Below are 13625 nucleotides of genomic sequence, written 5' to 3'. Positions count from 1 at the left end.
AACAAAGCATGCTGCTGGTAGTTAAATGACGAATTTGATAAGGAGGCAATACAATGGTTACGGAAACAACGGACAAAACCTTTGAACAAGATACTGCTACGGGCGTTACCCTGACTGACTTTTGGGCAACGTGGTGTGGTCCTTGTCGGATGCAATCACCAGTAGTTGAACAATTGGCTGAGGAAATGGACAGCGTCACTTTTAACAAGATGGACGTTGATGCCAACCCTAACACGCCACAATCCTTTGGTATCATGAGTATTCCAACCTTACTGGTTAAGAAGGATGGCGAAGTGGTGGACTCCATCGTGGGTTACCACTCCAAGGATCAATTGAAGAAAATTTTAGACCAATACGTTGAAGCTTAGGGTGTTGGTTGCCAAAAAGACGGCTACTACGGATTTTCCGCAGCAGTCGCCTTTTTGAATAAGTCTATTTGATTAAGCAGAATGGTCGTCGGCGCCTAGTCGTCAATGAAGCCAGCTACTTTTCCGGTTCATCAGTTGCTTCGGCTGGTTTAACCAGCTTTAGGGGTTCCGGCGCATCGTATTCCGGGATGACGTCTTCGGGGTCGGTATAAACGGCGAAGGTGACAGCGTGATCCTTGAGCTTGCGACCGGTTTCTACCAGTTCGGCCTCCGTGACAACGCCCAGTTGTTGGGCCATCATTTCCGCGAGGAAGCCGGCTTCGAGGGTAAAGTCAGCGTCACCGATGGTCTTGAGACGGAGACGAACGGGGTCCCCACTGAGTTGCCACTGGGTCATCTGGGCCGTCTGTTTGTTGAGTGTCAGCGTTCCAAAGCCAACTTGTTCAAAGAAGATGGCCGCGTCGGTGGGATTGCCAATAGGGAACCGCCGTGCCAGGGATTTCCCCGCCCAATAGCCGATGGCACCCTTGTCCTCACCGAGTAATTCTGGAATGAGGGCGTCACGAAGAATCATCTGGGGAAGGTAGGCGGCCCCGTGAGCATCGTTCATGACGGTCTGGTATAAGTTTTTCAAAATAGTTGGCTCCTTTGTCCGAATTATATACTACGTTTATTATACCTTAAAAAGGTGGCAACACCGACGTCACCCTAAATTTAACGCTTTTTTATGACCTGCTGGCCTTTTTCATAGCAAGAAACTTGAATCCGCTTCATAAAAAGGCGATAATATAGTTTCAAGTAATCGAGAGGAGCGTTGATTCATGCAAAACAGTCCAATTGGGTTAATGGATTCAGGAGTCGGCGGCTTAACGGTATTAAAAGAAGTTCAACGGTTACTGCCTACCGAAAAGACAGTCTTTTTAGGAGACCAAGCGCGGTTACCCTATGGTCCACGGGATGCGGCGGAGGTCACAACCTTCACGCGGCAAATCGCGGGTTTCTTACAGCGACAGGCTAATATTAAGATGTTGATTATCGCCTGCAATACGGCGACGGCAGCGGCCTTAGCGACCATGCAGCAAGAGCTGACGATTCCGGTGGTCGGGGTGATTGCCCCTGGTTCACGGTCAGCCGTACAGACGACGCGCAACCACCGAATCGGTGTGATTGCGACGACGGGGACGATTAAAAGCGACCAGTATCGGCAAAACATCTTAGCTAAGGATCCCAACAACCAGGTCTTTAGCCTAGCCTGCCAAGACTTCGTTGAATTGGTGGAAGCCAATGATTTGGACTCAGAGCACGCGCGGTCGGTCGTCAAGGCGGGTCTGACGCCATTGTTGGATCGGAATATTGATACGCTGGTCATGGGCTGTACGCATTTTCCATTGCTGCGGCCGCTGATCCAAGAGGTCATGGGGCCTGACGTGACGCTGGTTGACCCCGGCACCGCGACGGCTGATATGGCGACCTCGTTACTGGATTATTGGAATTTAGCCAATCCAAGTGGCGTTCGTCATCCTCAAGGCGACTATTACACGACGGGCGACGTTGACCGTTTTAACAAACTAGCCGATAATTGGTTAGAGGAGACACCAGTGCGGGCGCACCATCTACCCGTTGCAGACTTGATCCAAACAACGGAGGTTGAATAACGAATGGAAAACACGATTGTCATTGCGACTAAAAATGCCGGCAAAGCCCGTGAATTTCGTGCTATCTTTGAACCCAAGGGGCTGACGGTTAAAACGTTAGCGGATTTTCCTGACTTAAAACAGGTTGCTGAGACGGGGAAAACTTTCACTGAAAATGCGACCCTAAAGGCAACGGCGGTCGCCCATGAAACCCAGCTTCCCGTGTTAGCGGATGATTCTGGGCTAATGGTCGATGCCCTTAACGGTGAACCTGGGATCTATTCCGCTCGGTATGCCGGGGACCATGATGATGCCAAGAACAACGCCAAGCTACTGGCCAATTTGAGCGGGGTACCTGCCGAAAAGCGCGGGGCAGCTTTCCACACGTCGTTGGTCTTAATCAAACCGGATGGCAAAAAATTGGTGGCTACGGGTGAAGTGCGCGGCGAGATTTTAACGGCGCCACGGGGAACTGATGGCTTCGGCTACGATCCCTTATTCTACGTGCCAGCCGAGCAGCTGACCTTTGCCGAGATGGGACTCGCGATGAAGAATCAACACAGTCACAGGGCAAAAGCTACGGCCGCTATGTTGCCGCAGTTTGACGCCTGGTGGGAGGATTAGCATGGAACGTTGGTTAGTGGTGAGCGACAATCACGGGGACCGCGATATTCTGGTCAGCCTGAAACAGCAGCTCAAACCAGATGCTATTTTTCACTGTGGCGATTCAGAAATGGCGGCTGACGATCCCTGGTTTCAAGGTGTTTACGTGGTTCAGGGGAATATGGACTTTGACCAGAACTTGCCACAGGTGCTGGCGCCGCGGGTGGCCGGTCGACAAGTGCTGTTGACCCACGGCCACCACGATGGGGTGAACTGGGATTTAACGCAACTCAAACTTCGGGCGGATGCCGCCCAGGCTGAAGCGGTTTTCTACGGACACACCCATCAGCTGGCTGCGGAAATGGTAGGCGGCCACCTGTTCGTCAATCCTGGCAGCATCAGTCAGCCACGGGGAGAATTTCAACGCCTCGGGGGAACCTGTGCCGTGATTACGGTGACCGAAACGCAATGGGTCGTGCAGTATGTCACACGGGATGGGCAGCCCGTGCCAGCTTTAAAATTCACATTTTCCCGCTCAGAAACGCAGAAAGGATGAACTAGGCATGATTGATCCAGCCGTTGAGCAGATGCTGCTTAAAGACCCTAAGAGTTACGTGATTTCAGCGGATGTGGTGGCGAACGTCACGGCAACCAATACGTTGGAGCATGCTTTTATGGTTCTTTCAAAAGTCGGCTATAGCCGAATTCCGGTGTTGACCCCCGATGATCGCTTACAGGGGATGATTTCCTTGGCCGCAATCTCGGAGTATCTGTTACACGTTCCAGGCGCTGCAGTGGATCAGCTGAGCCGCTATACGGTGGCCGATGCCATGCTGCCGGTTAACCGGTGGGTGAGTGATCCGACGAAATTAGAAACCATTTTAAACTACTTAGTGGATGAGCCATTTATCCCATTGGTAGACGATCAAAAAGTCTTCCAGGGAATCATCACACGGCGCGAGCTCTTGAAGCGCATCAACTTCATGGCGCATAACTTGCACAAATATTACACGGTGACGCCTAAAGAAGCGGTGTCCGATGAAGTGGAAAAGTAAGCGTTAATCAAAATAGCGTCTGAATCCGTAAATTGGGATTCAGACGCTATTTTTACTTACTATTTGGCATCGTGGCGTGGGTGGGTAATTGAATTCCCGCCTGCCGGATGGCCTTGAGGTAGGCCGTTAGGAACGTGGCCTGTAGTGTAAATTGCGTGCCACTTTTGCAGGTGAGGCCAACTTGGAAGACCAACTCATTGGGTGGCAGAGTGACGACCCCGGTGATCATGGGGTCGCCAATCACACTGGGATGCTGGGGGAGCAGTTTCGCATTAACATCCTGGATAATTGCCGGTAGTTTTTCGACTGGCGTTGTGGGGGCAATGGGAATGTTGACCACGGCGTGCATATTGTTCCGCGACCGATTGGAGACAATGGTAATGTTGCGGTTGGGGATGAAGTTGAGGGTTCCATCGGTGCTGGTGACCTGCGTCGTCCGCAGACCAACCGAGGTGACCGTGCCCTCAATGGTCCCAATCTGAACGACATCGCCAACATCCAGCTGTTGTTCGAACAGAATGGAAATCCCAGTGACTAAATCACTCACAAACCCCTGGGCACCGAGCCCTAAAGCTAAACTGAAGATCCCAGCACCGGCAATCAGGGTACCCACGGGAACACCCAGCGTGGACAGGATGGCGTAGATCCAGAAGAAGAGGATGGTGTAGTGGAAAAGGTTCATCGTCAGCATACTGATGGTTTGCATCCGGTTGCTGGATCCCGCGTCGGGCTGGAGGTAGCGCTTGAAGCTCCGCCGCAGAATGAACTTGCCGACGATATTAATGGCAAAGAAGAGAACCGTTAGAAAGAGTAGGGACATGAAACGACTGGCAATTAAGTGGCCGAATTTTTCCCAGTCGAAGGAACTAACGTAGTTTTGAAACCACTTGGAAGAAGTGGCCGTAGTTGTAACTAAATCCATCAAGAAACGTGTCTCCTTTAATAGACGAGAATACCCTTTAAAATCGGCAAATGCTAACCAGTATTCCCGTTCTAGCGTGTTTAAGTCTTAGTTTAGCAGATTTTGGAGAGGGCGCCCACCTTTGGGCGAGAAAAGCCGGTCAGATTTGGGGTTTTAATTGCACCTGTCCCCTGAGAATGCTATTCTATTGGTAAGTAACTGAGTACAAGGAGGGGTTGTCATGACCGGTGGACAAGTAGCGGGCCTGATCGCAGCGATTGCGTTTTTGATTCTGGTCCTCTTCATTGGCATGTTCTTAGTCAAGATGAATAAAACGTTGGGTGAAGTGAATAAGTCTGTGAAGACCATGACGTCGGATTTAGATGTCATTAGTCATCAGGCTGAAAACATTATGGCCAACGCAAATGAATTATTGGAAGACGTCAACCAGAAAGTGGCCACCATCGATCCGGTCTTCCAAGCCGCAGCTGATTTGGGTGAAAGTGTCTCTGATTTGAATACGGCGACGCGTAACCTAACGGGGCGGGTATCGGATACAGCCAAACAGACGGCCAAGACGTCGCTAGCCGCTAGAATGGGCAAGACGGCATTTGACCTTTACAGAAATCGAAGTCACAAAAATAGAGACTAATCACGGAAAGGGAGTCATGACTATGGCAAAACACAAGTTATTAGCAGGATTATTGGTAAGTGGGGCAGCCTTCGCCGCCTATCACGCCTTAGATTTGGAACAACGTGAAGCGTTAAAAGACGCCGCACGTGACCGCTACAATGCTTTCAAAGACCGTGCCGTTGATTATGCCTTCTACGCGGCTGACGCAGCCGATGATTTCAAGGAAGCCTTGAATGATAAGTTGGAAGCCAAGAATGATGCCCCAGCTTGGAAGACGGTGCCCGATGATGTTACCGACGAACCCGCCGATGATATTGTCTTAAGCAGTGATCAAGTCGCCGACCTACCTGACGAACCAGCCAAGGCTGCTAGTGATACAGCGACCGACACCGCTGAAGATGATCAAGCTACCAGCGACAATCAAGAATAAAACGATGTACCATGACGCAACGGCCGACTAAGCTGAACTTAGTCAGGCCGTTGCTTTTTTGATGTCATTTATTGGTTAAAAATGAAAATAATTGAAGTGCCTGGTATTGGTAATGCTGGAAAACTGCTGCCTTACCGGTCGGCTTAGATGGTGTTTTCAGCCTTTTAGTTAAGCACCCAAAAAGAGCTGGGCACACACCATTTTCGGCAGGTACCCAGCTCTCTTGGTTTACTTAAATAAAATCGTCGTCCTGTTGCAGCTTAAACAGTTCAGACTGCAACTTCACCGCTAATTTTTTAGCTTCCGGCGCGTTGAGCCGTTGAGGGCGGCTGACCGCAATCAGTGGCAATACCGGTGGCTTCTCCAGTAAATGTAGGATGCGTAGTGGTTGGCCATGTTTCAGGAAGAACCGAGCCATGGATTCCGGGATCAGCGCCCAGTTCCGGTCATTGACCAGGTATTGGGGAACGGGCAGGCTGGCATCGAGGCGCACGAATGGTGGAATTTTATCTTCCCAGCACAGCATGTGCCACTTGCGATAGCTGTCGTTGTAAGGAATCATGATCTCATCGTAGCGCGAGAGCATCGTGGTCCCCACGAAGTCTGGGTAAGCGCTATTGGGGTTCGTGACCAAGACCAACCGCTCCTGACCAATCTTACGGGTCTCAATCTTGTGGCGAGTGGATTCGACAAATGAAAATCCAATATCCACGAGATCGTTATCAATCAGGTCGTAAATATTCAAATCATCAGTGGTGTGAATATTGAATCGTAGCAAAGAATCATCCATCAATGTAGTGGGCGCAATTTCTGAGAGAATGGCCGTGTTGATATCCAGGGAAGTGGCCACGCTCAGAACGTGGTAGTCACCCATCTCCTTGAGGCTATCAACCTGATCGTTGAGCTGAATCCATTGGCGGGCAATGGGCACCAATCGCTCGCCATAGCGGGTCAGCGAGATGGTATTATTACCCTTCACCCGGTTGATGAGCTTGACGCCCAGTAGGCTCTCTATCCGGTGTAACCGGTTACTTACGGCGGCTTGCGTAATATACAGAGAATCTGCAGCCTGCGAGATTTGCCGGTATTCTACAATTTTTAAAAAGGTCTGCAAAAGCTCTGAGTTCATGAGTCTATCTCCAATTTTGTCATAGAAGCTGTTTCATTAGGCCCAGGTGGGACAAGAGCCTAATCCGTATCTGTAGTTTGATTATAGCTTACCAGTTGGATGGTGTCATCGGTTTCTTTAACAACCGAAATGCTGCCATTAAGCGGAAAGTTACCAACGGTGTCGATCCCTTGATGATCCGCCAGAGTACGGATAAATGTGCCGTGGGTGACGAGGAGCACGGTGGCACGCTCCGGGCAGGCGTCACGAATGACGTCAAACCCGTGCTGCCAGCGGGCAATCACCTGATCATAGGTTTCTGCCATGTTGGCAGGGTCCGCGTCGTGCATGAGTTGCCGGGTTTTCGGGAACCCCAGGTGTTGGATTAGCGCCTCTTGTCCGGTATAATCGGTGGACTTCGCAACGTCGCGCCAAGTGGCAGGGGCGTTCAAGCCTTCGTAGTAGCCGAACATCACCTCACGAAAGGTGCGGTTCGGGGCGATCACCTGTGGCTGATTGGGTAGCTGCGAGAGAATGAGGTCACGCGTTTGAATAGCGCGGTTCAGGTCTGACGAGCAAACATAATCAAAGGGAATCTGTTGTAAATGCTTGCCGGTAGCCACGGCCTGTTGTTGGCCCTTAGCGGTCAATTCAGAATCGACCCAGCCTTGCATCCGATCAAAGGAATTCAGTAAGGTTTCACCATGGCGGACAACGTAGATTGTGATTTCTGTCATGCTATTTTTACCCCCATTATGGTTTGATTCCATTCTATTCGAAAAAAAGATTATATTCAAGGTTGTAATGAAACCGATTTCATTTATAATAGAGGCAGATGTTTTTACCGGACAGGTAAGAATGATTATCTCTTGTAGCCATTATATCTTTAATTTAGGGAGGCATTTATAATGCATGTGACGTTATCTATCTGGCAAGCGTTACTGATTGCACTTTGGGTCGCTTTGGTAGAATCACGGATTTTAGGGTTCTCAACTCTGACGATGCGGTTTAGTCCGCTGATGACAGGGATGATGGTTGGTTTTATCATGGGTGATATCAAACAAGCCATGATTGTAACCGCTGCTATTCAATTAGTTTACATGGGATTCGTTGCGCCAGGGGGAGCCTTACCTGCCGAACCATGTATTGCCACGGCCATTGCGGTGCCCGTTGCGTTGTTAGGTCATATGAGTCCTCAAGGGGCCATCGCGATTGCGGTGCCTGTGGGGTTACTCGGTAGTTACCTCTACCAATTCAGATTCTTCCTGAACACCTTCGCCTTGAAGCCGATGGACAAATACGCTAAGGAAGGGAATGCCCGAGGATTAGGATTTGCTATCATGGGGATTCCAACACTGATTTCCTTCGCCTTATTTATTCCATTGATGTTTATCGCCCTTTACTTCGGGGCACCCGTTATTTCTGGTTTAGTTGCCAACATCGAACACGGGACGTTGATTCACGTCTTGAACAGTGTCGGTGGTGGGTTGGCCGCCTTGGGGATTGCCGTAATCATGCAAGTTATTGGGAAGAAACAACTCTTACCATTCTTCTTCCTGGCTTACTTCATGAGTGTGGCCTTTGCCAAGTTGGACATCAGTATGACGATCTACGCCATCTTTGGTGCCATCTTCGCCATCCTCTACGTGACATTTACATCTAAGAAATCAGAAAACTAAGGATTAAGGAGGTAGAAATCAATGAGTGAAGAAGTAGCTGCAACTAACGCTGACGTTCAAGCACCTGAAGACGTTCAAGCTGAAGAACATCGGATTCCGCAACCCGATAAAATTACGAATAAAGACTTAATGAAATCCTGGTTCGGTTGGTGGTGGGCCAACGAAGTTCCTCATACCTTTGACCGGATGCTGGCACCAGCCTTCTGTTTCGGGCTGATTCCAACTTTAAAGAAGTTATACAAGGACAAAGCCGAATTGGCCAAGGCCTTCCAACGTCACCTGTTATTCTTTAACACCCAAGCGACTTGGGGTGGTGGGACCTTAACCGGTGTGACGATTTCACTAGAAGAAGCGCGGGCCAAGGCCTTAGCTAACGGTGAAGAACCAATCTCAGAAGACATGATCAACAACACCAAGGTTGGGCTGATGGGTCCGCTGGCTGGTATTGGGGACTCCATTGACTCTGGGACGGTGCAATACATCTTCATCGCCATCTTCTTACCTTTCGCCCAGAAGGGGAACTTCATGGGGGCGTTACTCCCATTCCTCTGTTTCGCGATTGCAACCTTCACTTATGGTTATTACTTCACGAAGATGGGGTATTCTCTTGGACGGGCAGCCGCCAAGGAAATCATGACTGGTGGTCGAATGGCTGGAATTATTGATGGTTTAGGGGTCCTCGGGCTTTACATGATGGGGATCTTAGCCGGTCAATATATCAAGATTCAAAGTTACCTGAAGTTCACGATTAGTAAGAAGACCTTCGACGTTCAAGATATTTTGAACACGATTTTACCAGGGATCTTACCACTGTTTGCCGTCTTGATGCTGTACTGGTACTTCCAGAAGAAGGGTCTCAAGATTACCCGTGGTTTGGTTTACTTAACCATCGCGTTGGTTGTGCTTAGTATCTTCTACGTTATCTAAAGGAGGAAATCATTATGGCGAAGCGTGCATTTCTAGTCATTACCCACGGTGATATGGGTGTTGAAACAGTTAAAAGTATGGAATTGTTGATGGGACCACAGGAAAACGTGAAGGCGTTGGGCCTACACCCCGGCGAATCGGTTGATGATTTGCGGACAAAAGTTTATGATATCTTACAAGCCAACGAAGCCGATTACGATGAGACTGTCTTGCTGGTCGACTTACTAGGCGGGAGTCCCTCTAACGTGTCCCTGTCAACTTTAGCCAAGTATCACGACATGAAGATCGTGACGGGCTTAAGCTTGCCACTACTAGTCAACATCCTGAATTTCTCCGATGCTGAAGAAAATACTGACAAATTGATTACGGATTCTATCGGTGTTGCAACCGAAGGGATGAAGTTAATCGACAAGAACTTCTTATACCAATCATAAAAAATTAAGTACGTTAAAATTGGAGGATAAATATTATGGGACAAATTAATTTAGCACGGGTCGATGATCGTTTGATTCACGGCCAAGTTATGACCAAGTGGACCAAGGGTTTTGGAACGAACTCTGTTTACGTGGTGGACAACGCCACGGCTGCTGATGACTTCATGAAGGACATCTACGTCAGCACGAACTCTACCGGTGGCCTGAGCATCAAAGTCTACAGTGCCACTGAAGTTGCTGAAGAATGGAAGAAAAACCAATTTGGCGACGATAAAGTTGTGATCGTTTTCAAGTACATCAAGGAAGTTAAAGAAGCCTTGGACGCCGGCTTGGAATTAGAATCCCTGAACGTTGGTGGGGTTTCCAAGAAGGCCAACACGAAGTTCGTTATCCCAACGGTTGCCATTGGCGACGCTGAAAAGGCACTCTTAAAGGAATTCCATGACAATGGTTTGGAAATCTTCTTCCAGACGGTGCCAGACTCTAAGCGTGTAGAATACGACTCAGCCATCAAGTAGCACTTGGTGGTGGGTTAGTTCAGAAATGATTTGAGGAATTGCTAATGAAAGATGCGTACGAAGTTTATCCCAGTCGGTTACGAATCTATATGACAACGATTGTCTTTATTCTGTTTGGTCTCGCCATCTGTGGTGTTGTTTTCACGGCAACGTGGCTGATTATGAAGATTGTGGCGGTCGGGTTTGGCTTGCTCTTCTTTTACGCCGCGTTTGAGACGGCGAAGAAGGGGCTGAGTAAACGGCCAGATTACATTTTTGATGACCGGGGGATTACGGACAATACGCAGGAACCCACTGTGGTGGTCCCGTGGTCGGATATTTTAAAGATTGAAATGACCCCGAACAATGCGGTTATGCAGATTGGTATTCTGGCCCGCAAGACCGTAGTCAGTCAGGACGAGAAGAGTGTGGTCTTAGCCCGGAACCTGGTGAGCAATGGGAACATGGCCTTCTACTCCATCATGATCGATGGGTTTAAGTTCCGCCAGAAGCAGTTTCTCAACATCTTCGAAGAACTCCAACGTCAAGGGGTGCAACACAACCCGAGCATCTTGGTCAATAAGGTGTTGGAAAAGAAGCGCTGATGACGGACTGAATTACTCAAGGAGAAATGACGTATGTCGACGAAAATTACAGGAATTGCGGCGAGCGATGGGATTGGCATCGCGAAAGCCTACACGTTAGTTGACCCAGATTTGAGTTTCGAGAAAAAGACGGTAACGGATCCCCAAGCGGAGATCGATCGGCTAGCTGCAGCCCGAAAGATTACCGTCTCCGAATTGGAAGAAATCAAAGCCAAAGCACTGGAGAACTTAGGCCCTAAAGAAGCCGAAGTCTTTGATGCCCACCTGGCGATGGTAAATGATCCCGACTTTATCAAGCAAGTTGAAGATGAAATCACGCAGAAGTCTTGCAATGCCGAAACGGCGCAACAGGACGTTGCCGATCAATTTTCCGCTATGCTTGAAGCGATGACCGACAACGCCTACATGCAAGAGCGGGCGGCGGATGTGCGGGATGTGACGAAGCGGGTGCTGAGTCACCTCTTGAATCGGCCACTGCCTAACCTGGCCTTGGTGAACTCACCGGTAGTCGTGGTCTCCCATGACCTGACGCCTTCGGATACGGCACAGTTGGACCGCCAGTTTGTTAAAGGAATCTTAGTCGATTTGGGTGGCCGGACCAGTCACTCGGCCATCATGTCACGGACCTTGGAAATTCCCGCAGTGGTGGGGACGGAAAAGGCGACGGCCACGGTTCAAGATGGCCAAACCGTGATTTTGGATGGTCTGCATGGGGTCGCCTTGGCTGAGCCAGATGACGCTGAATTGGCGGACTACCAAAAGCAGGCGGCGGACTTTGCTGAAGAGAAGGCCGTTTGGGAGCAGCTGAAGGATCAGCCGACCGTTTCTAAAGACGGGCAATCCTTCATGTTGGCAGCGAATATTGGCACGCCAGCGGATCTGCCAGCGGTTCTGAAGTCGGGGGCCGAGGGCATTGGTTTATTCCGGTCCGAGTTCCTTTACATGGATAGCGATCAGTTACCTTCCGAAGAGACGCAGTTCAAGGCCTACAAGGCCGCTGTTGAGCAAATGGATGGCAAGCCGGTGGTTATCCGAACCATGGATATCGGTGGCGATAAAGACCTGCCTTACATGAAACTCCCTAAGGAAATGAACCCCTTCTTGGGATACCGGGCCATCCGGATTTCCTTGAAACGCCAAGATATCTTCAGAACGCAACTACGCGCCTTGATTCGGGCCTCAGCGTTTGGTGATTTGGGGATTATGTTCCCTATGATTGCCACGTTGGAGGAATTGCGGCAGGCCAAGACCATCTTTAACGAAGAGAAAACAAAGTTGGTTGAAGCTGGCGTTAAGGTTGGCGAGAAGATTAAGTTGGGCATGATGATTGAAATTCCTAACGCGGCCATCTTTGCCGATCACTTTGCTAAGGAAGTTGACTTCTTTAGTATTGGCACCAACGACCTGATTCAGTATACGTTTGCGGCCGATCGCGGGAACGAACGGGTTTCCTACCTCTATCAACCGTACCACCCAAGTCTCCTGGGCCTGATTAACCACGTGATTAAGGCGGCACACCGTCATGGGACGAGTGTTGCCATGTGTGGGGAAATGGCTGGGGATCAAACGGCGGTACCCCTGTTGATGGGGATGGGACTCGATGAGTTCTCCATGAGCGCCACGTCCGTACTGAAGACGCGGAACCTGATGAAGCACCTCGATGCCTCGACCCTGACCGATTTGGCGGAAGCAGCCATTAATGACTGTGAAAGCAGCGATCAGGTTAAGGCACTGGTTGAGAAGTTGAAGACGAGTCAAGCTTAAACAGGTGAATTAAGAAGTCTGGGACGAAATGTCTCAGGCTTTTTTGCTAAATTATTTAATTGTTGTAAATAGACGTATTTCATCTAGGTGTTGCGGTATGATTTTCCTAAATCAAAGAAGATAATTTGATTTAATTAATATGTTGTGAGGGGGTATGAAGGTTAAAAAATTTTAACCACAAATAATGAAAGCGGTAACAAAGTCTGTAAAAAAAAGATTATAATAAAATTTAGCAACAAAAATAATTGTGGGGTGATTGTAAGATGCAAGCTAAAAATCAGCTTAGTCAGTTAGCAACGCTTGATAATACCGATACTTCGTACATTCATGAAAGGGAAATGATCGATGAAGTTGAAGACCAAATTAAAAGTAATTTAATGACTCAATTTGCACTTGGAAGAGCTTTTGATCATTATCAACAAGGAAGTGGAGTTGATACGGTTCATAATGTAAGAAATGGCGTGTTTAGCAGTGAGCAAGAGAAGGATAGACTTACAAATGATGATCCGTATGACAAGCAGACACAACAAAAACTGCATGGTGGCAGTGAGACATATCGCTCAATTAATAGCAAATTAACGGAGCAAAAAAAAGATGGTGTGCTGAAAGATGTTAATACAGGGAAGATATTAAAACGAAATGCAAAAGCAGATTTAGATCATACAATTTCGACAAAAGAAATTAATGATGATCTTGGAAGAAAGCTTGCTGGTATTGATGCGGATAGTCTAGCAAATAATGATTCGAATTTGCACTTGACGGATCGTAGCATTAACAGGTCGATGGGAGATCAAAATAAGACAGATTATGCTGAGAACTTGGAGCGGAGAAAGGATAAATGGAAAGATCAATTAGACAGCATTAATAATAATTCCAATTTGACTGCTGATGAGAAAAGAGTTAAGACACAGAATATTAAAAATAAAATGCACCTCGATTTAAAATTGAAGTGCAACACCTGCTCTACTAGACCAGTTCTTTATTCA

18 protein-coding genes are annotated in these 13625 nt (G+C 48.5%); 14 read left to right on the top strand and 4 right to left on the bottom strand.

Translation table 11 applies throughout. From position 1 onward, the window contains the following. Nucleotides 1–53 precede the first annotated feature (53 nt). Nucleotides 54–368, top strand: coding sequence for a thioredoxin (gene trxA, locus FD28_RS05915; protein ID WP_057733576.1), 315 nt, complete (start codon nucleotides 54–56; stop codon nucleotides 366–368). A gap of 115 nt (nucleotides 369–483) precedes the next feature. On the opposite strand, the gene FD28_RS05910 is transcribed toward trxA, so the two are convergent. Beyond that, nucleotides 484–1002, bottom strand: coding sequence for a YslB family protein (locus FD28_RS05910; RefSeq protein ID WP_057733574.1), 519 nt, complete (start codon nucleotides 1000–1002; stop codon nucleotides 484–486). 187 nt (nucleotides 1003–1189) lie between these two features. Between FD28_RS05910 and racE the strand changes: the two genes are divergently transcribed. Genes racE through cbpB form a run of 4 tightly spaced genes read left to right on the top strand, consistent with a single transcriptional unit; the run spans nucleotide 1190 to nucleotide 3660 of the window. Then, nucleotides 1190–2023, top strand: a complete 834-nt coding sequence (gene racE, locus FD28_RS13415) for a glutamate racemase (RefSeq protein ID WP_057733572.1) — start codon at nucleotides 1190–1192, stop codon at nucleotides 2021–2023. 3 nt (nucleotides 2024–2026) lie between these two features. Continuing rightward, on the top strand, nucleotides 2027–2626 hold the full coding sequence (locus FD28_RS13410) for an XTP/dITP diphosphatase (protein ID WP_057733570.1): 600 nt from the start codon (nucleotides 2027–2029) through the stop codon (nucleotides 2624–2626). A 1-nt stretch (nucleotide 2627) separates the two neighbouring features. Beyond that, nucleotides 2628–3161: a YfcE family phosphodiesterase gene (locus tag FD28_RS05895; protein ID WP_057733568.1), complete on the top strand. Its 534-nt coding sequence runs from the start codon at nucleotides 2628–2630 to the stop codon at nucleotides 3159–3161. A 7-nt stretch (nucleotides 3162–3168) separates the two neighbouring features. Continuing rightward, nucleotides 3169–3660 (top strand): cyclic-di-AMP-binding protein CbpB, encoded by a 492-nt coding sequence (cbpB, locus tag FD28_RS05890; RefSeq protein WP_057733566.1) that lies wholly within the window; start codon nucleotides 3169–3171, stop codon nucleotides 3658–3660. Between the two features lie 52 nt (nucleotides 3661–3712). Here cbpB and FD28_RS05885 read toward each other — a convergent pair whose 3' ends face one another. Further along, entirely contained in the window at nucleotides 3713–4585 is an 873-nt protein-coding gene (locus tag FD28_RS05885) for a mechanosensitive ion channel family protein (RefSeq protein ID WP_157059858.1), read from the bottom strand. 217 nt (nucleotides 4586–4802) lie between these two features. Between FD28_RS05885 and FD28_RS05880 the strand changes: the two genes are divergently transcribed. Next, nucleotides 4803–5213 carry a DUF948 domain-containing protein gene (locus FD28_RS05880; protein ID WP_057733562.1) on the top strand — a complete coding sequence of 137 codons (411 nt, stop codon included), beginning with the start codon at nucleotides 4803–4805 and terminating at the stop codon, nucleotides 5211–5213. Between the two features lie 22 nt (nucleotides 5214–5235). Then, entirely contained in the window at nucleotides 5236–5625 is a 390-nt protein-coding gene (locus tag FD28_RS05875; RefSeq protein WP_057733559.1) for a hypothetical protein, read from the top strand. Between the two features lie 232 nt (nucleotides 5626–5857). On the opposite strand, the gene FD28_RS05870 is transcribed toward FD28_RS05875, so the two are convergent. Continuing rightward, on the bottom strand, nucleotides 5858–6754 hold the full coding sequence (locus FD28_RS05870) for a LysR family transcriptional regulator (protein ID WP_057733557.1): 897 nt from the start codon (nucleotides 6752–6754) through the stop codon (nucleotides 5858–5860). Between the two features lie 59 nt (nucleotides 6755–6813). Then, the gene (locus tag FD28_RS05865; RefSeq protein ID WP_057733555.1) at nucleotides 6814–7470 is read right to left on the bottom strand and encodes a histidine phosphatase family protein; all 657 of its coding nucleotides are present in this window, start codon (nucleotides 7468–7470) and stop codon (nucleotides 6814–6816) included. 171 nt (nucleotides 7471–7641) lie between these two features. Between FD28_RS05865 and FD28_RS13380 the strand changes: the two genes are divergently transcribed. The 7 genes from FD28_RS13380 to FD28_RS05830 all read left to right on the top strand — a co-directional run. Further along, the gene (locus FD28_RS13380; protein ID WP_057733553.1) at nucleotides 7642–8412 is read left to right on the top strand and encodes a PTS mannose/fructose/sorbose/N-acetylgalactosamine transporter subunit IIC; all 771 of its coding nucleotides are present in this window, start codon (nucleotides 7642–7644) and stop codon (nucleotides 8410–8412) included. Between the two features lie 21 nt (nucleotides 8413–8433). After that, entirely contained in the window at nucleotides 8434–9339 is a 906-nt protein-coding gene (locus FD28_RS13375) for a PTS system mannose/fructose/sorbose family transporter subunit IID (protein WP_057733551.1), read from the top strand. 14 nt (nucleotides 9340–9353) lie between these two features. Continuing rightward, nucleotides 9354–9773, top strand: a complete 420-nt coding sequence (locus FD28_RS05850) for a PTS sugar transporter subunit IIA (RefSeq protein WP_057733549.1) — start codon at nucleotides 9354–9356, stop codon at nucleotides 9771–9773. 35 nt (nucleotides 9774–9808) lie between these two features. After that, the gene (locus FD28_RS05845; protein WP_057733547.1) at nucleotides 9809–10291 is read left to right on the top strand and encodes a PTS sugar transporter subunit IIB; all 483 of its coding nucleotides are present in this window, start codon (nucleotides 9809–9811) and stop codon (nucleotides 10289–10291) included. 44 nt (nucleotides 10292–10335) lie between these two features. Next, nucleotides 10336–10875 (top strand): STM3941 family protein, encoded by a 540-nt coding sequence (locus tag FD28_RS05840; protein ID WP_057733545.1) that lies wholly within the window; start codon nucleotides 10336–10338, stop codon nucleotides 10873–10875. A gap of 33 nt (nucleotides 10876–10908) precedes the next feature. Next, nucleotides 10909–12639 carry a phosphoenolpyruvate--protein phosphotransferase gene (gene ptsP, locus FD28_RS05835; RefSeq protein WP_057733543.1) on the top strand — a complete coding sequence of 577 codons (1731 nt, stop codon included), beginning with the start codon at nucleotides 10909–10911 and terminating at the stop codon, nucleotides 12637–12639. A gap of 263 nt (nucleotides 12640–12902) precedes the next feature. Further along, nucleotides 12903–13625 (top strand): hypothetical protein (locus FD28_RS05830; RefSeq protein ID WP_202813058.1); only part of this gene is annotated, 723 nt, incomplete at its 3' end.

Source organism: Levilactobacillus hammesii DSM 16381 (genome assembly GCF_001434395.1).
Lineage (GTDB): Bacteria > Bacillota > Bacilli > Lactobacillales > Lactobacillaceae > Levilactobacillus > Levilactobacillus hammesii.
The sequence above is the reverse complement of the archived record's forward strand: the minus strand, read 5'-3'. Positions and strand labels throughout refer to the sequence as shown.

Coding starts and splice junctions, on each gene's coding strand:
- FD28_RS05845 (WP_057733547.1), top strand. CDS start 9,809: ATGGGACAAATTAATTTAGCACGGGTCGATGATCGTTTGATTCACGGC.
- cbpB (WP_057733566.1), top strand. CDS start 3,169: ATGATTGATCCAGCCGTTGAGCAGATGCTGCTTAAAGACCCTAAGAGT.
- FD28_RS05850 (WP_057733549.1), top strand. CDS start 9,354: ATGGCGAAGCGTGCATTTCTAGTCATTACCCACGGTGATATGGGTGTT.
- FD28_RS13380 (WP_057733553.1), top strand. CDS start 7,642: ATGCATGTGACGTTATCTATCTGGCAAGCGTTACTGATTGCACTTTGG.
- FD28_RS05895 (WP_057733568.1), top strand. CDS start 2,628: ATGGAACGTTGGTTAGTGGTGAGCGACAATCACGGGGACCGCGATATT.
- trxA (WP_057733576.1), top strand. CDS start 54: ATGGTTACGGAAACAACGGACAAAACCTTTGAACAAGATACTGCTACG.
- FD28_RS13375 (WP_057733551.1), top strand. CDS start 8,434: ATGAGTGAAGAAGTAGCTGCAACTAACGCTGACGTTCAAGCACCTGAA.
- FD28_RS05870 (WP_057733557.1), bottom strand. CDS start 6,754: ATGAACTCAGAGCTTTTGCAGACCTTTTTAAAAATTGTAGAATACCGG.
- racE (WP_057733572.1), top strand. CDS start 1,190: ATGCAAAACAGTCCAATTGGGTTAATGGATTCAGGAGTCGGCGGCTTA.
- FD28_RS05865 (WP_057733555.1), bottom strand. CDS start 7,470: ATGACAGAAATCACAATCTACGTTGTCCGCCATGGTGAAACCTTACTG.
- FD28_RS13410 (WP_057733570.1), top strand. CDS start 2,027: ATGGAAAACACGATTGTCATTGCGACTAAAAATGCCGGCAAAGCCCGT.
- FD28_RS05840 (WP_057733545.1), top strand. CDS start 10,336: ATGAAAGATGCGTACGAAGTTTATCCCAGTCGGTTACGAATCTATATG.
- ptsP (WP_057733543.1), top strand. CDS start 10,909: ATGTCGACGAAAATTACAGGAATTGCGGCGAGCGATGGGATTGGCATC.
- FD28_RS05880 (WP_057733562.1), top strand. CDS start 4,803: ATGACCGGTGGACAAGTAGCGGGCCTGATCGCAGCGATTGCGTTTTTG.
- FD28_RS05875 (WP_057733559.1), top strand. CDS start 5,236: ATGGCAAAACACAAGTTATTAGCAGGATTATTGGTAAGTGGGGCAGCC.